Annotated in this window: 16 protein-coding genes and 1 pseudogene; 9 read left to right on the top strand and 8 right to left on the bottom strand. The window is 68.2% G+C overall.

Translation table 11 applies throughout. The annotated features are described in order from the left end of the window. Positions 1-28: 28 nt before the first annotated feature. From thiL to ribBA, 4 genes are all read right to left on the bottom strand, one after another. On the bottom strand, positions 29-994 hold the full coding sequence (gene thiL / locus CAL28_RS02775) for a thiamine-phosphate kinase (RefSeq protein ID WP_094839873.1): 966 nt from the start codon (positions 992-994) through the stop codon (positions 29-31). Between the two features lie 46 nt (positions 995-1,040). Next, positions 1,041-1,529, bottom strand: a complete 489-nt coding sequence (gene nusB, locus CAL28_RS02770) for a transcription antitermination factor NusB (protein ID WP_094839872.1) — start codon at positions 1,527-1,529, stop codon at positions 1,041-1,043. Beyond that, a complete protein-coding gene (gene ribH, locus CAL28_RS02765; RefSeq protein WP_094839871.1) occupies positions 1,513-2,052 on the bottom strand; it encodes a 6,7-dimethyl-8-ribityllumazine synthase in 540 nt (179 codons plus the stop codon). The genes nusB and ribH overlap by 17 nt, the downstream gene beginning before the upstream one ends. 90 nt (positions 2,053-2,142) lie before the next feature. Continuing rightward, complete coding sequence (ribBA, locus tag CAL28_RS02760) at positions 2,143-3,321, bottom strand: bifunctional 3,4-dihydroxy-2-butanone-4-phosphate synthase/GTP cyclohydrolase II (RefSeq protein WP_094840589.1); 1,179 nt, start codon at positions 3,319-3,321, stop codon at positions 2,143-2,145. 274 nt (positions 3,322-3,595) lie between these two features. Between ribBA and CAL28_RS02755 the strand changes: the two genes are divergently transcribed. Further along, complete coding sequence (locus CAL28_RS02755) at positions 3,596-5,329, top strand: CYTH and CHAD domain-containing protein (RefSeq protein ID WP_094839870.1); 1,734 nt, start codon at positions 3,596-3,598, stop codon at positions 5,327-5,329. A gap of 4 nt (positions 5,330-5,333) precedes the next feature. On the opposite strand, the gene ftsY is transcribed toward CAL28_RS02755, so the two are convergent. Beyond that, positions 5,334-6,587, bottom strand: a complete 1,254-nt coding sequence (gene ftsY / locus CAL28_RS02750; protein WP_440588362.1) for a signal recognition particle-docking protein FtsY — start codon at positions 6,585-6,587, stop codon at positions 5,334-5,336. Here ftsY and CAL28_RS02745 point away from each other — a divergent pair. The 4 genes from CAL28_RS02745 to CAL28_RS02730 all read left to right on the top strand — a co-directional run bounded on the left by CAL28_RS02745 (position 6,586) and on the right by CAL28_RS02730 (position 9,463). Further along, positions 6,586-7,194 (top strand): RsmD family RNA methyltransferase, encoded by a 609-nt coding sequence (locus CAL28_RS02745; protein ID WP_094839869.1) that lies wholly within the window; start codon positions 6,586-6,588, stop codon positions 7,192-7,194. The two genes, ftsY and CAL28_RS02745, sit on opposite strands and share 2 nt — an antisense overlap. Before the next feature lie 54 nt (positions 7,195-7,248). Beyond that, on the top strand, positions 7,249-7,752 hold the full coding sequence (gene coaD / locus CAL28_RS02740) for a pantetheine-phosphate adenylyltransferase (RefSeq protein WP_094839868.1): 504 nt from the start codon (positions 7,249-7,251) through the stop codon (positions 7,750-7,752). 205 nt (positions 7,753-7,957) lie between these two features. Continuing rightward, complete coding sequence (locus tag CAL28_RS02735) at positions 7,958-8,209, top strand: YfhL family 4Fe-4S dicluster ferredoxin (protein ID WP_094839867.1); 252 nt, start codon at positions 7,958-7,960, stop codon at positions 8,207-8,209. 21 nt (positions 8,210-8,230) lie between these two features. After that, entirely contained in the window at positions 8,231-9,463 is a 1,233-nt protein-coding gene (locus CAL28_RS02730) for a benzoate/H(+) symporter BenE family transporter (protein ID WP_094839866.1), read from the top strand. Between the two features lie 34 nt (positions 9,464-9,497). On the opposite strand, the gene CAL28_RS02725 is transcribed toward CAL28_RS02730, so the two are convergent. The 3 genes from CAL28_RS02725 to CAL28_RS02715 all read right to left on the bottom strand — a co-directional run bounded on the left by CAL28_RS02725 (position 9,498) and on the right by CAL28_RS02715 (position 13,245). After that, positions 9,498-9,881 carry an MOSC N-terminal beta barrel domain-containing protein gene (locus CAL28_RS02725; RefSeq protein WP_094839865.1) on the bottom strand — a complete coding sequence of 128 codons (384 nt, stop codon included), beginning with the start codon at positions 9,879-9,881 and terminating at the stop codon, positions 9,498-9,500. Beyond that, positions 9,878-12,475 (bottom strand): AsmA family protein, encoded by a 2,598-nt coding sequence (locus tag CAL28_RS02720; RefSeq protein WP_176463850.1) that lies wholly within the window; start codon positions 12,473-12,475, stop codon positions 9,878-9,880. Before CAL28_RS02720 ends, CAL28_RS02725 begins: the two co-directional genes overlap by 4 nt. A gap of 92 nt (positions 12,476-12,567) precedes the next feature. Then, on the bottom strand, positions 12,568-13,245 hold the full coding sequence (locus tag CAL28_RS02715; RefSeq protein WP_094839863.1) for a TetR/AcrR family transcriptional regulator: 678 nt from the start codon (positions 13,243-13,245) through the stop codon (positions 12,568-12,570). A gap of 317 nt (positions 13,246-13,562) precedes the next feature. Here CAL28_RS02715 and CAL28_RS02710 point away from each other — a divergent pair, with 317 nt between their 5' ends. From CAL28_RS02710 to CAL28_RS02695, 4 genes and pseudogenes are all read left to right on the top strand, one after another. After that, positions 13,563-14,582 carry an HlyD family efflux transporter periplasmic adaptor subunit gene (locus CAL28_RS02710; protein ID WP_094839862.1) on the top strand — a complete coding sequence of 340 codons (1,020 nt, stop codon included), beginning with the start codon at positions 13,563-13,565 and terminating at the stop codon, positions 14,580-14,582. Between the two features lie 68 nt (positions 14,583-14,650). After that, positions 14,651-16,531: pseudogene (locus CAL28_RS02705) on the top strand (ATP-binding cassette domain-containing protein); the annotation flags it as partial. 119 nt (positions 16,532-16,650) lie between these two features. Further along, the gene (locus CAL28_RS02700; protein ID WP_094839860.1) at positions 16,651-17,820 is read left to right on the top strand and encodes an ABC transporter permease; all 1,170 of its coding nucleotides are present in this window, start codon (positions 16,651-16,653) and stop codon (positions 17,818-17,820) included. A gap of 11 nt (positions 17,821-17,831) precedes the next feature. Beyond that, positions 17,832-18,950 carry an ABC transporter permease gene (locus CAL28_RS02695; protein WP_094839859.1) on the top strand — a complete coding sequence of 373 codons (1,119 nt, stop codon included), beginning with the start codon at positions 17,832-17,834 and terminating at the stop codon, positions 18,948-18,950. Positions 18,951-18,954: the final 4 nt, after the last annotated feature.

Genomic DNA, 18,954 nt, shown 5'->3' with positions numbered 1-18,954 from the left:
ACGGATTCGGGATCCGGTGTGGTCTGGGTCATGAGGAACGGAAATGGTCGAAGCCGCGAGGAAGATCGCGCAAGGGCGCGCCGTCGGCATCCAGCACCGTAAGCCCCGTGCCGGCCTCGATCGCGCCGATGCGGGTGACGGCCACGCCGGATTCCGCGCCGATCACGCGGATGGCATCCGCCCGATCGGCCGGCGCCGTAAAACAGAGTTCGTAGGCATCGCCACCGGCCAATACCGCGTGGCGGACACGATCGGCCGGCACACCCGCCAGGGCGGCGGACACGGGCAGGTCATCCAGGTACAGGCGCGCGCCGACGCCGCTGGCCTTCAAAATATGCCCGAGGTCCTGCAGCAAGCCGTCGGAGATATCGATGGCGGAACGCGCGACGCCGGCCAGGGCCTGCCCCAGCGCGAAGCGCGGCTGTGGCCAGTCCAGCGCGGCACGGGTGTGCGCCAACAGCGCGTCATCCGGCGGCATCTGGCCGCTTAGCAGGCGATAGGCGATGTCGGCGTCGCCCAGGGCACCGGACACCCAGATATCGTCGCCCGGGAGGGCGCCGCTGCGGCACAGCGCCGCGTCCGGGCGAACGGCCCCGAACACGGTCACGCTGATGGCCAGGACACCGGGATTGCCGGTGGTGTCGCCGCCGATGAGCGGACAACCGGCGGCATGGGCCATGGCGTGGAATCCCTCCGCGAACGCCGCGAGCCAGGGCTCGCGGACTTCCGGCAGCGCCAGGCCGAGCAGGCAGCCTATCGGCCTGGCACCCATGGCGGCCAGGTCCGACACGTTGACGGCCAGCGATTTATGGCCCAGCGCGCGGGGATCCACGTCGGGAAAAAAATGCCGGCCTTCGATCAGCAGGTCGGTGCTGGTTGCCACCTGCATGCCGGGCGGGACGCCGAACAGCGCGCAGTCGTCGCCCACGCCCAGCATTCCCGGCGGGGCGGCGCGCTTGAAGTACCGATCTATCAGGTCGAATTCGGAGGCCACGCGCGTTCCTGGGAAAGTGCCGGTGACGCCGGAGCGGGCGCGCTTGTCAGCGGCGCGCGGCCGCGGCCACTTCCTTGTCGCGCACCACCGCCGCCAGCTTGTCCAGCACGCCGTTGACGAACTTGAAGCCGTCCGTGCCGCCAAATGACTTGGCCAGTTCGACGGCCTCGTTGATGGCGACCTTGTACGGGACTTCGATGTGGTGCACCAGTTCGTAGCTGCCGATAAGCAGGATGCCGTGTTCGACCGGCGACAGCTCGTTCAGCGGCCGGTCGACGAAGGGCGCGAACCGCTCGCGCAGGTCGGGCGCTTCGCGCAGGACGCCGTGCAGCAGCGTCTTGAACCATTGCGCGTCCGCTTCGGAAAAATCCTCCGCGTCGCGCAGGTGGGCATCGATCTCGCCGGCGTCCTGCGTGCCTTCGCCACCGCGCAGCAGCCAGGCGTAGATACCCTGCAGCGCGAATTCGCGCGCGCGGCGCCGCGCGCTGCGCGCGTTGGCGCGGACCTGGGCGGCTTGATCAGCGGCGGTTGTCATCGTCTTCTTCGTCTTCGTAGTCTTCTTCGTCCTCGTCCTCGTCCTCGTCCTCATCTTCGGATTCGGGCTCGAGGGCGGCGATCAGGTTGGCCATTTCGACCGCGACCTGCGCGCAGTCGCGGCCCTTGACGGGGGCGCGGGCTTCGGCCTGTTCGTCCGTGTCGACCGTCAGCACGCCGTTGGCGATGGGAATGCCGGTTTCCACGGAGATACGGGTGATGGCGGACGCCATTTCGTTGCTGACCACTTCGAAGTGGTAGGTTTCGCCGCGAATCACGGCGCCCAGGGCGATCAACGCGTCGAACTCGTAGGTTTCGGCCATGCGCGCCAGCGTCACGCCCAGTTCCAGCGCACCCGGGACGGTGACCAGCATGACGTCGCGTTCGTCCACGCCCAGCTTGGCGAGTTCTTCGAGGCAGGCGTCGAGTTCGGCCTGGCCGATCTCCTCGTTGAAACGGGCGCGGACGATGCCGATATGCAGCCCCTCGCCGTTCAAATCAGGGGATAAGGTATAGGGATTCATCGATAACTGCCTTATAGGTTGCGGGCGGTTGGTTGCAAACGGTGGACACGGCCGGCGTCGGGCGGACGTCGACGGGCGAGGATCGGGCTCCTAGCGTACCGGGGACGCGGGAGGGTCGCAATCGTAACCTGTAATCGACAGCGCAAACCCCGCCATGCTGGGCATTTTCCGGGGACGCGCCAGGAGTTTCATCTGGCCGACGTTGAGATCCCGCAAAATCTGCGCGCCGATGCCGTAGGTGCGCAGCCCCAGGCGGTCGCCGCGGGACTCCGCCCGGGCGGCATGGGCGGGGTCGTTCCAGGCGGAGATCTGCTCGGACAGGTGTTCGCCGCCGGCCTGGCAGTTCATCAGCACCACCACGCCGGCCGGAGCGCCGGCAACGGCCTGCAGGGCCTGTGCTACCCCCCAGCTGTGCTGGCTGGAGCCCGTGTCCAGGACATCCAGCACGGAGGCGGGTTCATGCACGCGGACCAGGGTTTCGCGGTTCGGATCGATATCGCCGCGCACCAGGGCGATATGGATGGATTCGGTCGCGGTATCGCGATAGGCCACCGAGCGGAAGCTGCCCCAGGCCGTCTGCATGACACGCTCGCCCAGGCGCTGGACGATGGATTCGTGCTCGCTGCGGTATTGGATCAGGTCGGCGATGGTACCGATCTTCAAATCGTGGGCCTTGGCGAAGGCGACCAAGTCCGGCAGCCGCGCCATGGTGCCGTCCGGCTTCAGGATTTCGCAAATGACGGCGGCCGGTGTCAGGCCCGCCATGGCGGTCAGGTCGCAGCCGGCCTCGGTATGGCCGGCCCGCACCAGCACGCCGCCGGGCACCGCGCGTACCGGAAAGATATGGCCGGGCTGGACCAGATCCGCCGGTTTGGCGTCGCGCGCCACCGCGGCGCGGATGGTACGGGCGCGATCGGCGGCGGAAATGCCGGTTTCCACGCCTTCGGACGCTTCGATGGAGACCGTGAAATTGGTGCCGAAACGGGTACCGTTGCGGGACGCCATCAAGGGCAGATCCAGCTGGCGACAGCGTTCTTCGGTAAGCGTCAGGCAGACCAGGCCACGGCCGTGGGTGACCATGAAGTTGATGGCCTCCGGCGTGACGAATTCGGCCGCCATGACGAGGTCGCCCTCGTTTTCCCGGTCTTCTTCGTCGACCAGGATGACGATACGTCCGGCACGCAGCTCGGCAATGATTTCGGTGACCGAGGCGATCCCGAAGGATTCGGTGTCGGAAGCTGGAGCGACGGGGGTCGGCTGGGCGGACATGAGGGCGGGACGGCGGGGAAAAACGATCATTTTAGCGCCGTGGCAAGGGAGCCCGGCCGGGCTCGCCCGCAGGGAGCCCGCCGGATGCGCTAAGCCGGGCCGGGCGGGCAGCGGCATCCGGGACGCGGCTTCGCGCGCGGTCACGCCATAAAAGATTTCCACTGGGCCGCCGGCGGGTGCAACATGAAGCACAAATGACTTCTTTATGACACGTCATCAACCCGGGTGGCACGGATGGGTAACATCGCGGGTCACTGTTGTTTTGCGGAACGTCATGTCGGAACAGGAATTGAAGCTGCACGTGCCTAAGGCGTCCCGCGCGGGCGTCGAGCGCGAGCTCAGGCAGGCCGGCGCGGAGCGCCTGCCATTGCACGCGATGTACTTCGATACGCCCGATCGGGAGCTGGCGCGGGCGCGCATCGCCATCCGCCTGCGGCGTGAGGGGCGCAAGTGGGTGCAAACGCTGAAAACGCCGGGCGCCAACGCGATCACACGGGTGGAGATGAACCACCCCCGCCCCGGCCCCATCCTGGATCTCTCGGTCTATGCCGGCACGGAAGTCCATGACGCGCTCGCGGCCCTGAAAGGCGAACTGGAACTGCGCTACGAAACGGACGTCATGCGCCTGGTGCGCAAAACCCGCACGCGGCTGGGGACCGTGGAAATCGCGTACGACTACGGCATGCTGCGGGCCGGCGAACTGGAACTGCCGATTTCCGAAGTGGAATTCGAACTGGTGTCCGGACGCCCCTCGGCGATTTTCGCGACGGCGCGCGGTTGGCTGTCCCGCTATGGGCTGGTGCTGGATCCGCGCAGCAAATCCGAACGCGGCGACGCGCTGGCGGGGCTGGCGCACACCCTGGCGCCGGCCGACCAGCCGGAAGACGCGCGCAAGGCCGCGATCGCGCAGTTCTGGGGACCGCGTCCGGCCAAACCGGTATCGCTATCGCCCGCGATGACGCCGCCGCAGGGCCTGGCGGCCGTGGCCGCGGAATGCATGGACCAGATCATGCGCAACGCGGCGATGCTGGCCGAGGTCGACACGCTGGACGTGTACGGCGCGGGCCAGCCGGAACATGTGCATCAGTTGCGCGTCGGCATACGGCGCCTGCGGTCGGCCTGGCGCCTGTTCCGCGGCTGGGCCGAGCTGCCCCCCGACGCCGCGCAATCCGCGCTGCGGACGTACTTCACCGCGTTCGGCGCCAATCGCGACCAGGACGTCCTGCAGGAATCCATTATCCCGGCCCTGGTGAAGGCGGGCATGCCGACCTTCCCGATCCCCCATGAGGACACGCCACCGGTGGCCGCGCGGGATACGGCGGCGGGCAAGACCTTCCAGTCGTGGCTGCTGGACATGCTGGAATGGACGCTGGACGTACGGCCCGCGCCGGACTTCGAAGCGGTCGGGCAGGCCGGCGTGGCGCATGCCACCGCCGAAGCCAACGCCGAGGGCGATACCGATATCGACGGCGTGCAAGCCGCCGGCAAGGATCGCCCCGGCGGCAACGCCGCCGATGCCGATGCCGCCGCCACGGCCAGGGCCATGGCCGCCGCCACCGCGCCGCGCGCCGTGGAAATCATCCATCCCACCATCATTCCGCTGACACCGCGCGAGCCGCGCGATCTGAAGACGCTGTTGGCCCGGCGACTGCGCAGATGGCACAAGCAGGTATTGTCGGAGGGCAAACGGTTCGCCGAACTGGATATCCCATCCCGCCATGCGCTGCGCAAGCGCGCCAAGCGGCTGCGCTACGGCTTGAGCTTCGCCGAGTCGCTGCTGCCCGCGCACAAGATGCGCGACTACCGCCGCCGGCTGGCGGCCGTACAGGATGTGCTCGGCGAAATGAACGACCTGTCGGTCGCCCACGACCTGTACCGGCAATGGAGCAGCCGGCATCCGCAGGCCTGGTTCGCCCTGGGCTGGATCAGCGCCCGCCAGGAAAAGCTGACCAGCGAAGCCCAGCGGGCCTTCGACAAGCTGGGACGCGCGAAGCGGTTCTGGGAATAGCGTCTTAGCTGGACATGCCCAGCAGCGCGGCGGCGAATTCGTCGGCGACGAAAGGCTGCAGGTCTTCCAGCCCTTCCCCCACCCCGATCCAATACACCGGGATCGGGCGCACGCCCTGGCTGCCGGCGGCCACCGCCGCCAGCGTGCCGCCCTTGGCGGTGCCGTCCAGCTTGGTCACCACCAGGCCGGTCAGATTGATGGCCGCGTCGAAGGCGCGTATCTGCGCCAGCGCGTTCTGCCCGGTATTGCCATCCACCACCAGCAGGACTTCGTGCGGCGCGGCCGGATCCGCCTTGCCGATGACGCGGCGGATCTTCTTCAGTTCTTCCATCAGGTGCAACTGCGTGGGCAGGCGCCCCGCCGTGTCCACCATCACCACACCCGTGCCGCGGGCACGGCCGGCATTGACCGCATCGAAGGCCACGGCCGCGGGGTCGCCGCCTTCCTGTGAAATCACCGTGACATTATTGCGGGTGCCCCATTCCACCAATTGCTGCCGGGCCGCCGCGCGGAACGTATCGCCGGCCGCCAGCAGCACGGACGCGCCCTGGCGTTGAAATGTGTTGGCCAGCTTTCCTATGGAAGTCGTTTTTCCGGCACCGTTCACGCCGGCGATCATGACGACCAGCGGCCGCGCGCGATGCAGGTCGAAACGGCGCTCCAGCGGACGCAACTGGTCGGCCAGGATCTGCCGCAGCACATCGCGCACCTTGGCGGCATCTTCGATGCGTTCTTTCTTGACGCGGGCGCGCAGCGCGGTCAGCAGCGACTCGGTGGCTTCGACGCCGGCATCGGCCATAATGAGTGCCGTTTCCAGTTCCTCGAACAGGTTTTCGTCGACCTTGACGCCCACGAACAGCCCGCCGATGCTTTGGCCGGTACGGGACAGGCCCTGCTTCAGGCGTTGAAGCCACGATCTTTTCGCGCCGGGCTCGGCGGTAACGGGCGCGTCGGGGTCCACGGTGGCGGGCGCGTCGAACTCGTTCATTGCCGCCGGCGCAAGCGGGGCCGGTGGCGGACCGCCGGCGGTTTCACCGGGCAGGCGCGCGGCGGCACCGCCCAGGTCGACGGGCGACTGCGGCGTGGCGGACGGCCAGGGCGCCTGCTGCTCTACCGGTGGCACGGGCGCGGGCGGGACGGACGCATCGCGGCCGGCCGGCTCGGCGGCCGCGGGGCTTTGGACGGGCGTGGCGGGCGCGGGAACCTGGGCAGGCTCGGGGACGGGCGCGGGGGTTTTTTTCTTGAAGAAATTCAGCATGACGAACAAGTATATTCGCATCGTAGGCGGCCAATATCGGCGCACGCCTATTGCGGTCATCGACGCCCCCGGCCTGAGGCCCACGCCGGACCGGGTGCGGGAAACGCTGTACAACTGGCTCCACTACTTCTGGGATGGGGACTTCGCCGGCAAAAGCGTGCTGGACCTGTTCGCGGGCAGCGGCGCGCTGGGTTTCGAGGCGGCTTCGCGCGGGGTCGCCCATGTACAAATGGTGGAACGGGACAAGGCCGCGCTGGCGGCGCTGCGCGCCTTGCGCGACAAGCTGGGCGCCGACCATATCCGCATCCACGCGGGCGACGCCATGGAGACGCTGCGGCGCATGGATGCATCGCGCTATGACCTGATACTGCTGGATCCGCCCTTTGGGCAAGGTTGGCTCGAACGCATCTGGCCTCTCTTGCCGGGCGTACTGAACGACGGCGCGCTGGTGTATGTGGAAAGCGAAGCCGAAATCCGGGCTCCGGAACCGGCGCCGGCGCCCACGCCGGCCAGCGCCGAACCGGAAACACAATTCGAAATATTGCGTAAAGATCGTGCGGGCGCCGTCCACTATGCGCTACTACGGTTTGCTGCAATGCGGAAATAGATCAATAATCGCCGGTTCGGAGAGGCGACACACCTATAAATCAAGGGAGGGCGCATGATCATCGCTGTTTACCCCGGCACATTCGACCCGCTGACGCGTGGTCACGAGGACTTGGTACGGCGCGCCGCCGCGCTGTTCGACCAAGTGGTCGTGGGCGTTGCGCATAGCCGCAACAAGAAGCCCTTCTTCAATATCGAGGAACGCGTGGCCATCGCCCGCGAAGTACTCGGCCATTACCCCAACGTTCGCGTTGAAAGCTTTGGCGGCCTGCTGAAGGATTTCGTGCGCGACCAGAACGGCCGCGTCATCGTGCGCGGGCTGCGCGCCGTGTCGGACTTCGAATACGAATTCCAGATGGCGGGTATGAACAGGCATTTGCTGCCGGACGTGGAAACGCTGTTCATGACGCCGTCGGATCAGTATCAGTTCATCTCGGGCACCATCGTGCGCGAAATCGCCCAGCTGGGCGGCGACGTCAGCAAATTCGTCTTTCCTTCCGTCGAGCGCTGGCTCCAGGAAAAGGCGAAGGAACATCGCGAGCAGAGCTGGCCGGGTTGACACCCGCCCGCGCGGCCGCATCCCGGGCAGGACCGCGCCCGGGCCGCGCACAATGGCTGCGGCCCCAAGGCGCGCCAATGGACCGCGGCGAGCGTCCCGCCACCGCCCCATTGGCCGGGGCCGAAGCGCCGCGCCGGGGCGGCATTACAATGGACGCATTCGCGCGCCCTTCGCGCAGCCCGACCGTCGCCCGACGCCGTCCGCCATGGCTCTGAGAATCACCGAAGAATGCATCAACTGCGACGTGTGCGAGCCGCAGTGTCCCAACGAAGCGATTTCGATGGGCGAGGACTATTACGTCATCGATCCGGACAAATGCACGGAATGCGTGGGCCATCATGACGAGCCGCAGTGCAAGGTGGTCTGCCCGGTCGAGTGCATCGAAATCCATCCGCAATGGCGCGAGGGCCAGGACACGCTCATGGCCAAATACCGCCGCCTGACCGGGCACGCCTGACCATCGACGCCAGCACCGCCGATGCCGCCGCCCCGCACCCAGCTCGATATTCCCTCTCCCGCCGACAACGTTTCCCATGGCGCCACGCTGCGTGGCGATGCCTCCCTTTCGGCCATCGTCGCCGGGCTGGTCGCCGTCGTCGTCAGCTTCGGCGGCACCGCGGTGCTGATGGTGCAGGCCGGTCACACCGTCGGCCTGGACGCGGCGCGCATAGGCTCATGGCTGGGTTCGATTTGCCTGGCGCTGGGTTTGGGCGGCGTATGGCTAAGCCTGCGGACCCGGCTGCCTATCGTGCTGGCATGGTCCACGCCCGGCGCCGCGCTGCTGATCACCGCCCTGTCCGGCGTGCCGTTCGCGGAAGCGGTCGGCGCCTTCGTGGTAGCGGCCGCCCTGGCCCTGGTGTGCGGCCTGCTGGGATGGGTCGATCCGATCGCGCGCCGCATTCCGCCGCAGATTGCCTCCGCCATGCTGGCCGGCGTTCTGTTGAACTTCGGCATCGGGGTATTCGGCGCCATGGGCCGGCAGGCGGCGCTGGTGGTGCCGATGGCGCTGGCCTACCTGGCCTTCAAGCGCCTTGCGCCACGCTACGCCATCCTCGCGGTACTGGCCATCGGCCTCGCGGCCGCCGCCCTGCAGGGCCTGCTGACCTTCGGCGGCGCCGAATGGCACCTGACCGAGTTCGTCTGGACCACGCCGGTCTTTAGCTGGCGCGGTGTCATCAGCCTTGCCGTGCCCTTGTTCGTCGTGGGCATGGCCTCGCAGAACCTGCCCGGCCTGGCCGTGCTGCAAGCCGCCGGCTATCGCGACGTGCCCGCCTCTCGCGTCATCGCCGTCAGCGGCGGCGTGGGCCTGGTCGCGGCGCCGTTCGGCGCGCACTCCGTCACGCTGGCGGCGATCATCGCGGCGATCTGTGCCGGCCGGGAAGCCCATCCGGATCCGACACGCCGTTATGTGGCGGCCGTCACTTATGGCGCCGGGTATGTGGTGCTGAGCATCGCGGCCGGCGCGGTGGCCGTATTCTTCCAGGCCTTGCCGCCGGCGCTGATCGCGGCGCTGGCCGGTCTGGCGCTGCTGGCGCCCATCATGGGCGGAATGGCGGCCGCCATGCGCGACGAGCACGGCCGCGAGGCGGCGCTGATCACGCTGCTGGCCACGGCCTCGGGCATGACGTTCTGGGGCGTGGGATCGGCCTTCTGGGGCCTGGCAGCCGGCCTGGTGGCGCATGCCTTGATGAACGGCGCACGCAAGTCCTGAACACGCCCGGCCAGCTGCGCCGGGCGCCACGCGCTTACACCGGCCAGTGCACCTGGCCCATGTCCGGATGCACCTTCATCAGGCGGCACGGAATGCCGGTGAAATTGGATACCCACGCCGCGGCGAGCTCGCCTTCATCGACGACGTCCACGGCCTGTTCGCCGACGAGCACGGCGGTGCGCACGCTATCGTCGTCCTCGATGACGTCCAGCGGGATATCGATGCGCAGCATGCCGGGTGCGCGCAGCACCAGATAGCCGAAGCGCAATTCCACCGCAATACCGGCCAGCGCGGGGCAGGCTTCGCGCGTGATCCACTGGCCACCCGAATTGACCAGCAGCCAGCGGCGATCGTAGTCGGCCGCGCGCGGATCCTCGACGCCGCCGCAGTGGGCGACGGGATGGTATTGAGTGCTCATTTTCCGGTGATTCCCTTCAGCATTTTGCCCAGGTCCCGAAGGCGGTCCTGGCGCGATTCGTCATTCTGCTTGTCCGCGCCCTTGCCGCCCAGCGCGCGCTCCAGGGCGCGCGACACGGCATCGCCCGCGACGGCGCGCCAGTCGATGCGATAGCGCAGCTCGTCGTACGGCCCGGCCACGTGCACCGGCACGGCGAGACCGCGCAGCTCGCGCAGGTCCGCGGGCGGCGGTTCGGCGATTTTCACATTGGCGACCACGTCCAGCGTGCCCCTGGGCAGGTCGATGATGGCGGGCGTACCCTGGCTGACACGCAGCACCGGCGATTGCACGTCCAGGCGGGTGATGGTGGCGATGCCCGCGGCCAATGCCAGATCCGCGTCCATGCGGCTGAAGGTGGTCTCGCGCGCCGTATCGGCCGGCACGTCGGTCGGGGCGCCCCCCTTGCCGCCCAGGATCGCCTGCTTCAGGTCGCGCAGCGCGCGCGCCACATCGAAGCCCTTGATCGCGCCATCGCGCAGCCGCAGCTGCAAAGTGCCGGCCAGATTGTCGCGCATGGCCGCGGACTGCCGGCCGCGCGTGGTCAGATTGCCCGCCACGCTGCCCACGCCCGTCAGGGAGGATCGCTTGGTCAGGTCGGCCAGCAGCGGACCGACCGCCACGCCATCCAGCGTGAAACGTGTCGCCAGCGCATTGTCATGCGCGGCGTCCAGCGTAAGCGTGCCCGCGAGTTTGCCGTTGTACAACGCGGCAGCCACAGGCGAGACCTCCAGCTTGCCCTGCGCCAGCTTCACCGTGGCGGAAAGATCCTGCATGGTGACGCCACGTACCACGACGCGGCCGGCCTTGATGGTGCCCTGGGCCGTCGGCCCCACAAGCGCGGACAGATCGATATCGCCGGACTGGGCCGCCGACGCGCCGGATGGCGGCGCCGCGTCGGGCGCGCCGCGCGGCGGATTCGTCGGCGCGCCGCCGGCGGCCGGCTTACCGGCCTGTTCCGCGCCGGCGGTACCGGCCCCGGCAGGTGCCGTGGCGGCGCTGTCGTCTTTTTTATCGCCGCCCTTGCCGCCCGCCTGCCCCGCCGGCTTGCCTGCCCCTGCCTCGGACGAAGGCGGCAGCAGCTTGTCGATATCCAGCGTATCGGCGCTGAGGGCGAATCGCACGGCGGGCTTGGCGCCCAGGCGCGTGGCATCCGCCTTCAACGCCAGCTTGCCGCCTTCGAGCTGGGCGTCCAGCGCCAGCTCGGCCGACTTGGCGGACAGGTCCGCGCGTCCCGAACCGGTGTAGGGGATCCGCATCGTGCCCCCGGGCAGATGCGGTCCCACGATGACGGCTTCGCCGGCCATCGCGGACATGACACCGGCGCGCCGGCGCAGATCCAGCGTCATGGGCGACGCGACGCCGATATTCCAGGCACGGTCGCCCTGCTTGAGTTCGCCGGAAAGCCTGGCCTGCCCGACAGACAAATTGCCGCTGTTGCCGCCGATGTCGTTCAACGCCAGGCGCACGTCCACGCCTTCGTTGCCGGCGACCCGCAGCCGCGCGGTGATGGCATCGCCGGAGGCGGCGCTGGGCGAGACATCCAGCGCCGGCGCGTCCGCGGCGAATTCGAAGGGGCCGCGCGGCAGGCTGCCTTTGGCCCGTACCGCCACCTTGGCCGCCTGGATCGAACCATTGCGCGGGTCGGTACGCAAGCGCTCGGCGGCGATGCTGGCATCGACGTTCGCGGTGCCGCCATCGACGTCGGCGACTTCGCCCTGGAACACCACTTCGAGCGTGCTCGCGTCCACGGCGCCGGTCTGGCCGTCATAGGCGAGGTCGCCGCGCGCGGTCAGGTTCCTGGCATTCGCGCCGGGCAACTGGCCCGCGGCCTTCAGGTCCAGCGCGCGAAGCTCATAGCGCTGCGCTTGCGGATTCATGCGCACCATGGCCTTGCCGGCGATGTCGGCATTGAACTGCGGCCGTGCGCCCTCGACATGGGCGGACAGGCTGGCTTCGAAGGGTTCGTCGATCCGCACCCGGCCTGTCTTGGCGTTCAACTGCGAAATCGCCAGCGCCCGGCCCGTGGCATCGTCCTGCAACTGGATCTCGCCGTCCTTGATGTCCAGGCCCGCGATATCGATGCGCGGCGCGGGGGCAGCGCGCGCATCCCCGCCGCTGTCCCGCTGCGCCGGCTCGTCCTGCCGCGCGGGCTCGCCCCCGCCCAGCAGATCCTGGAAGTTCAGGCGCCCCTGCTTGTCCCGCACCACGCGCGCCTTCACACCGCTGAAGCTGGCATGATCGACCACGACGTTGCGCGAGAGCAGCGGCAGGATGGCAACGGAGATGCGCGCCGTGTCCATGGACGCGAACGCCTCCGTGCTGTCCGGCTCGGACAGCGATACGCCTTGCAAGGTCAGTCCCAGGCGCGGAAACAGCGAGGCCTCGATGTCGCCATCGATGGTCAGCGTGCGGCGATACCGGTCATGCACCCACTCTTGCAGGCGGTCCTTGTAGGCATTGGGATCGAAGGTCAGAAGGAAAACCGCGACGCCCGCCACGGCAAGCGCGAGCACCGTCGCCACGCCTATCGATATGCGCTTGATCCACGTCTTCATGGGTAATTGGCGAGGGGAAAGTCCGAATCCCCGTCGCATCCTGTGATGGCTGGTTCTACGAACGCCAATGGTAGCAAAGCCCCCGCCGGCGCCTACGCGGCACCGTGTCCGCCGGCGCGCACGCCCTTCAGCCCCTCCAGGGCCAGGACCCGCATCTGCGCCGCCAATTGCGCGGCGGGACGGTCGAACAACTCCCGCAACGGCGATTCCACGGCGGGGTCAAGCACAAGCAGCACCAGGCACGGCGCCAGGACGCTGAGCACGCAGCAGGTCAGCGCGGGCGTGCCGGGGCGCAGGCCGGTGATCTCGCCGACGATGCCGGCCAGCACCTGGAACTTGGGCAAGGCTTCTTCGCGCAAGACCTGCGACAGCAGCGGGGACGGCGTAAGGATCTCGCGCGCCCACAGCCGGGTATGCCAGCTGGTCGAATCGACGATCGCGCTGACCAGGCCTTCCAGGAAAACCCCCAGCTTGTCTTCGGCCGATATGGCGCTGCCCGCGATCTCGCGCAGGAAACCCATGCTCATCAGGCGCTTGTGCACTTCGCGCAAAAGCTCCAGGTAAAGCTCGTCGCGGCTGCCGAAGTAGTAATTCACCGCGGCGATATTTGTCCGCGCCCGTTCGCAGATCGCCTTGCTGGTGGTGTCCGCATACCCGCGTTCGGCGAACAGCTGGCCGGCGGCTTCGATGATATTGGCCCGCGTCGCCTCTCCGTCTGCGCGCGTGCGGGCGGCGGGGGCAGGCCCGGGAGGAAGGCTTCGGAAGGGCATGGCCGGGCGCGGATCGTCGGATAGAGGAAAGCCAGGAGCGGCGGTGATTTTAAATTCAAATTTGGTTTTTATATCGATCGGAGCCGTTGTATATCAATCTGACCCCGTTTGACCCGCCGGAAAATGGCACTCCGCAGGCCCGAACGGGCTCGGCGCTATGCCGAACCGTGAAGCCATCGAGCGAAGGCCTGGCGGTACCTGACCTATCCGCATCCATGGGGCCGCCCTATCTTAAATTCAAATTTGATTTATAGATTGCCATGGCTTACATTGATGGAGACCGGGCTTGATTCTCCTTTCCCTGCATCGCCGCAAATATGAAGAAGAAACTTGTCATCCTCGTCGTCGTGGTCGTGGCGGCGGTCGCCGCCGGATTGTGGTGGTGGAACCGCTCCCCCGTGGACCCGAACCGCCTGACGCTATACGGCAACGTCGACATCCGGCAGATCTCCCTGGCCTTCGACGGCAGCGATCGCATCGCCGAAATGAGCGTCGAAGAAGGCGACCGGGTGCGCGCGGGACAGGTGCTGGCGCGGCTGGATACCCGCACGCTGGTTCTGGAGCTGGACCAGGCCCGTGCCGAAGTCGGTGTGCGCGAGCAGGCCTTGCTGCGCCTGCGCAACGGCACGCGGCCGGAGGAAGTGCAGCAGGCGGAAGCCCAGGTAACGGCGGCGCAGGCCGATGCCGACCTGGCCGCGCGCCAATTGAAGCGACTGCGGGACGTGGCGGGCGATACGTCCGGCCGCGGGGTCAGCCGCGAAGACATGGACGGCGCGGCTTCGCGGCTGCGCGTGGCACAGGCGCGGCTGGATAGCCAGAAGCAAAGCCTGCGGCTGGCCAAGCTGGGCCCGCGCGCGGAGGACATCGCCGAAGCCGAGGCGGCGCTGCAAGCCGCACGCGCGCAGGCCGCGCTGCTGCAGCACCGCCTGGACCTGTCCGAACTGAAAGCGCCGCGCGACGCCGTGGTGCGCGCCAGGCTGCTGGAGCCCGGCGATATGGCTTCGCCGCAGCGACCCGTCTATACGCTGGCGATCTACGATCCGAAGTGGATACGCGCCTACGTGAACGAAACGGATCTGGGACGCATCAAGCTGGGCATGCCCGCGCAGGTGATCACCGACAGCTATCCTGGCCAGCCCATCGCCGGCAAGGTGGGCTATATCTCTTCCGTGGCGGAATTCACGCCCAAGAATGTGCAGACGGAGGCGCTGCGCACCAGCCTGGTCTATGAGGTCCGCGTGCTGGTGGACGACCCCGACGATCGTCTGCGCCTGGGCATGCCGGCGACGGTAACCATCGAGGTGCAGCCGGCGACGGCGGGAGCGGCGCGGCCATGAGCACCGGCGGCCGCGCGGGCGATAGTACGGCCGCGAACGCGGTTGCGCACGCGGACGATGGCGCGGCCATGCACGACGACAGCCTGGCCGTCGACGCCCGGGATATCGGCAAGCGGTTTGCCGTGAAGACGGCGCAGCGCTACGTGCAGGCGCTGGACGGTATTACGCTGGACGTGCCGCGCGGGTCGGTCACCGCGCTGGTCGGGCCGGATGGCGCCGGCAAGACAACCTTCCTGCGGCTGACAGCCGGGCTCATGCGTCCCGATACGGGCCGGTTGCACGTACTCGGATACGACGTCGCGCGCACGCCGCAACGCGTGCAGGACCTGATCAGCTATATGCCGCAGCGCTTCGGCCTGTACGAGGACCTGAGCGTGCAGGAAAACCTGGACCTGTATGCCGATCTGCACGGCATCACGGCCGGCGAGCGCCGCGAACGCTACGCGCGCCTGCTCGACATGACGGACCTGAAGCATTTCACGGGGCGCCTGGCGGGCAAGCTCTCTGGCGGCATGAAGCAGAAACTCGGGCTGGCCTGCACGCTGGTACGTTCGCCCGAGCTGCTGCTGCTGGACGAGCCCACTGTCGGCGTCGATCCGCTGTCGCGGCGCGAGCTGTGGGAAATCATCGACCAGATGGTGCGCGACGAGCGCCTGACGGTGCTGGTGTCGACCGCGTACATGGATGAAGCCCAACGCTGCTCGCGCGTGCATGTCCTGCACGATGGCGGCCTGTTGGCCAGCGGCACGCCGGCCGACATCGCATCGCGCGCGGACGGGCTGTGCTACGTCGTCCCGGCGCGGCCCGGTGAAGCGGCGCGCGCGCGGCAGGCGCGCTTGCTGGACCGACGCGACATCATCGTCGATGCCGTGCCGCGCGGCGGCGAAGTGCGTTTCATCCTGCGGTCCGGAGCCGATATCGGCATGCTCGGCGAGGATGCGGCAAATGCGTCTGCCACGCCGGCGCAGCTGGAAGACGGCTTCATGGTCCTGCTGCATGCGCGCATGAACGGCACGACGGACGACATCGCCGCGCCGGCGCCGTCCCCGTCCCCGGACGGCTCGTCCGCGACGGCGGCGTCGCAAGCGCCGCCGGCATCGCCCTCGTCGTCCCCATCGCGCTATTTGCCTTCATCGCCCCCTACGCCATCGTCGACTTCGTCACCCGCATCGGCCTCGCCGTCGGCCGCGCCGTCCACGCAACCCGCGCCGGACAACGGGCCGGCGATCGAGGTACGCGACCTGGTCCGCAGGTTCGGCGACTTCGTCGCCGTCGACCGCACGACCTTCAGCGTCGCGCGCGGCGAGATCTTCGGCCTGCTCGGCCCGAACGGCGCCGGCAAGACCACGACATTCCGCATGTTGTGCGGCCTGCTGCCGGCCAGCGGCGGCACGGCGCGCGTGGCCGGCATGGACCTGCGTACCGCGCGTGCGCAGGCGCGGGCGCGCATCGGTTATGTATCGCAAGCGTTCGCGCTCTACGGCAACCTGTCCGCGCTGGAGAACCTGCGCTTCTTCGGCGGGGCCTATGGACTGCATGGCGCGCGGCTGCACGAGCGCATCGATGCCGTCACGGAACAATTCGCGTTGCGGCGGCAGCTGGAGCGGCCCGCCGGCCAACTCGCCGGCGGCATCAAGCAGCGCCTGGCCATGGCGGTCGGCCTGCTGCACGAACCGGACATCCTGTTCCTGGACGAGCCCACCAGCGGCGCGGACCCGCTGGCGCGCCGCGCGTTCTGGCGCCGGATCACGGCGCTGGCGCAAACCGGCACCACCATCGTGATCACCACGCACTTCATGGAAGAGGCCGAATACTGCGACCGCATCGTCATCCAGGACGCCGGCAAGCTGCTGGCCCTGGGTACGCCGGAAGCGGTTCGCATCCAGGCCGGCGCGACCCCGTCGCGCAAGCTATCCATGGAAGAGGCCTTCATCGGCATCGTGGAAAGCGGGCGCACCGGCGCGGCGAACGGGCAACAAGACCATGCGGCCGCGGACCCGCGCAGTGGCGCCGCCGGTGACGGACCGCCCGGCGGACCGCGATCCGCCGATCCGGCGGGAGCCGCGCCATGAGCCGCGCGGCCGCCACCCGCCCGACGCGCAAAGGCCGCGGATTCCTGCGGCGCGTTGTCTCGCTGACGCGCAAGGAAGTGCGGCAGCTGTTCCGCGACCGCGCCAATATGCTGATCGGCCTGGTGCTGCCCATCATCCTGATCCTGATCTTCGGCTACGGGCTGTCGCTGGACGTCAAGAATGCGCGCGTGCTGCTGGTCATGGACGACAACTCCCCCCAGGCGCACGACCTGGCCGCCAGTATCGCGCTGTCGCCCTACCTGACCTGCGTGCCGGCCGCCTCCTACCGCGACGCGGAACGCGCCGTGATCGCCCACGAGGCCGACGCGGTGCTGCGCATTCCCAGCGACTATTCGCAGCGCCTGGCCGCGGGAAACGCGGTCGTGCAGACGCTGGTGCTGGGCAGCGATCCCACGCGCGCGCTCACCGTGGCGGGCTACCTGCGCGCGGCCGTCGCCCTATGGCTGCAAAAACAGTCCGACCGCGGCGCCACGCTGACCATGACCGCGAACGGCGGCAGCGTGACGGTCGTGGACCGGATGTGGTTCAACGCCGCCAACGACAGTACCTGGTATCTCGTACCCGGCCTGATCGTCCTGATCATGACACTGATCGGCGCCTTCCTGACCGCGCTGGTGATGGCCCGCGAGTGGGAGCGCGGCACGCTCGAGGCCCTGTTCGTCACGCCGGTGCAGCCGCTGGAGGTCCTGCTTGCCAAGATCATTCCGTACTTCTGCGTCGGGATGGTGGGGCTGGGCCTGTGCCTGCTCGCCGCGCTCTTCCTGTTCCAGGTGCCGCTGCAAGGGTCCATGGCCGCGCTGCTGGCAGGGTCCACGCTCTACATGCTGGTGTCCCTGGGCATCGGCCTGCTGATATCGGCGGTCACCCGCAACCAATTCCTTGCCAGCCAGCTCGCGATCCTGGCCAGCTTCATGCCGGCAACGATGCTATCGGGCTTCGTCTTCGACCTGCGCAATGTCCCATACGTCGTCAATATCATCGGCCATGCCCTGCCGGCAACCTACTTCATGGAGCTGGTGAAGACGGTATTCCTGGCCGGCGACTACTGGCCGCTGATCCTGAAGGACTGCGCCATACTCGCGGGCTACGCCGCCGCGCTGTTGCTGCTGGTGGGCCGCCTGACCCGCAAGACGCTGGACCGATGAGGCCGCACACCATGGAAACCGCCATCGCCTTTCTGCGCCAACTGGGCAACCTGTGCCACAAGGAATTCCTGGCCGTCCTGAAAGATCCGGCCAGCCGCGTGATCCTGATCGTGCCGGTCATCCTGCAGAGCCTGCTGTTCGGCTACGCCGCCACCTTCGACCTGACCCACGTCCCGTACGCCGTGCTCGACCAGAGCCGCGGCGCGGCATCCACGGAATTGCTGGCACGACTGGACGGCACGGGCGTGTTCGAACGGGTCGCCACGCTGCGCTCGTCCGAGGAGATCGCCGGCGCGATCGACAGCGGCGATGCGCTGCTGGTCCTGCATTTCGGCGACGATTTCGAGCGCCTGCTGGCCGCCGGGGAAACGGCCCCGCTGCAGCTCATCCTGGACGGCCGCAACTCCACGACGGCGGGCACGGCCGCCGGACAGATCCGCGACATCGTCGCGGCCTACAACGCCAACCGGCCCGGTGCCGTCCCGCCTCCGGTCAACGTGGAAATGCGGTCCTGGTACAACCCCAACCTGGAGACGCGCTGGAGCATCATCCCCGGCCTGATCGCCACGCTGAGCATGATCCAGACCATGACCCTGGCGGCGCTGTCGGTCGCGCGCGAACGCGAGCAGGGTACGTTCGATCAATTGCTGGTCACGCCCTATCGGCCGATCACCATCATGTTCGGCAAGGCCCTGCCGTCCATCTCCATCGGGCTGGTGCAATCCTCGCTGGTCCTGGCCATCGCGCTTTTCTGGTTCCGCATCCCGATGGCGGGCAGCCCGCTCGTGCTGTACGCGGGGCTGATGCTGTTCACCGTCGCCATCGTCGGGGTCGGCCTGTCGATATCCGCCCTGTCCTCCACCATGCAGCAGGCCATGCTCTATAACTTCGTGCTGCTCATGCCGCTGGTGCTGTTGTCCGGATTGACCACGCCGGTGCGCAATATGCCGCAGGGGCTGCAGATCGCCACCTACGCCAATCCGCTGCGTTTCGCGGTGGACCTGGTGCGCAGCGTGTACCTGGAAGGCGCCGGCATGACGGCGGTCTGGCACGACCTGATCCCCTTCGCCTGCATCGCCGCCATTACCCTGCCCCTGGCCGCCTGGCTGTTCCGCCGCCGCCTTGCCTGAGACC

This window comes from Bordetella genomosp. 11 (genome assembly GCF_002261215.1).
Taxonomy (GTDB): Bacteria; Pseudomonadota; Gammaproteobacteria; order Burkholderiales; family Burkholderiaceae_B; genus Bordetella_C.
This window is presented reverse-complemented; position numbering and strand designations above follow the sequence as displayed.

Excerpts from the sequence above, each read along its gene's own strand:
- nusB (WP_094839872.1), bottom strand. The coding sequence starts at position 1,529 with ATGACAACCGCCGCTGATCAAGCCGCCCAGGTCCGCGCCAACGCGCGC.
- ribH (WP_094839871.1), bottom strand. The coding sequence starts at position 2,052 with ATGAATCCCTATACCTTATCCCCTGATTTGAACGGCGAGGGGCTGCAT.
- ribBA (WP_094840589.1), bottom strand. The coding sequence starts at position 3,321 with ATGTCCGCCCAGCCGACCCCCGTCGCTCCAGCTTCCGACACCGAATCC.
- CAL28_RS02755 (WP_094839870.1), top strand. The coding sequence starts at position 3,596 with ATGTCGGAACAGGAATTGAAGCTGCACGTGCCTAAGGCGTCCCGCGCG.
- CAL28_RS02745 (WP_094839869.1), top strand. The coding sequence starts at position 6,586 with ATGACGAACAAGTATATTCGCATCGTAGGCGGCCAATATCGGCGCACG.
- ftsY (WP_440588362.1), bottom strand. The coding sequence starts at position 6,587 with ATGCTGAATTTCTTCAAGAAAAAAACCCCCGCGCCCGTCCCCGAGCCT.
- coaD (WP_094839868.1), top strand. The coding sequence starts at position 7,249 with ATGATCATCGCTGTTTACCCCGGCACATTCGACCCGCTGACGCGTGGT.
- CAL28_RS02735 (WP_094839867.1), top strand. The coding sequence starts at position 7,958 with ATGGCTCTGAGAATCACCGAAGAATGCATCAACTGCGACGTGTGCGAG.
- CAL28_RS02730 (WP_094839866.1), top strand. The coding sequence starts at position 8,231 with ATGCCGCCGCCCCGCACCCAGCTCGATATTCCCTCTCCCGCCGACAAC.
- CAL28_RS02725 (WP_094839865.1), bottom strand. The coding sequence starts at position 9,881 with ATGAGCACTCAATACCATCCCGTCGCCCACTGCGGCGGCGTCGAGGAT.
- CAL28_RS02720 (WP_176463850.1), bottom strand. The coding sequence starts at position 12,475 with ATGAAGACGTGGATCAAGCGCATATCGATAGGCGTGGCGACGGTGCTC.
- CAL28_RS02715 (WP_094839863.1), bottom strand. The coding sequence starts at position 13,245 with ATGCCCTTCCGAAGCCTTCCTCCCGGGCCTGCCCCCGCCGCCCGCACG.
- CAL28_RS02710 (WP_094839862.1), top strand. The coding sequence starts at position 13,563 with ATGAAGAAGAAACTTGTCATCCTCGTCGTCGTGGTCGTGGCGGCGGTC.
- CAL28_RS02700 (WP_094839860.1), top strand. The coding sequence starts at position 16,651 with ATGAGCCGCGCGGCCGCCACCCGCCCGACGCGCAAAGGCCGCGGATTC.
- CAL28_RS02695 (WP_094839859.1), top strand. The coding sequence starts at position 17,832 with ATGGAAACCGCCATCGCCTTTCTGCGCCAACTGGGCAACCTGTGCCAC.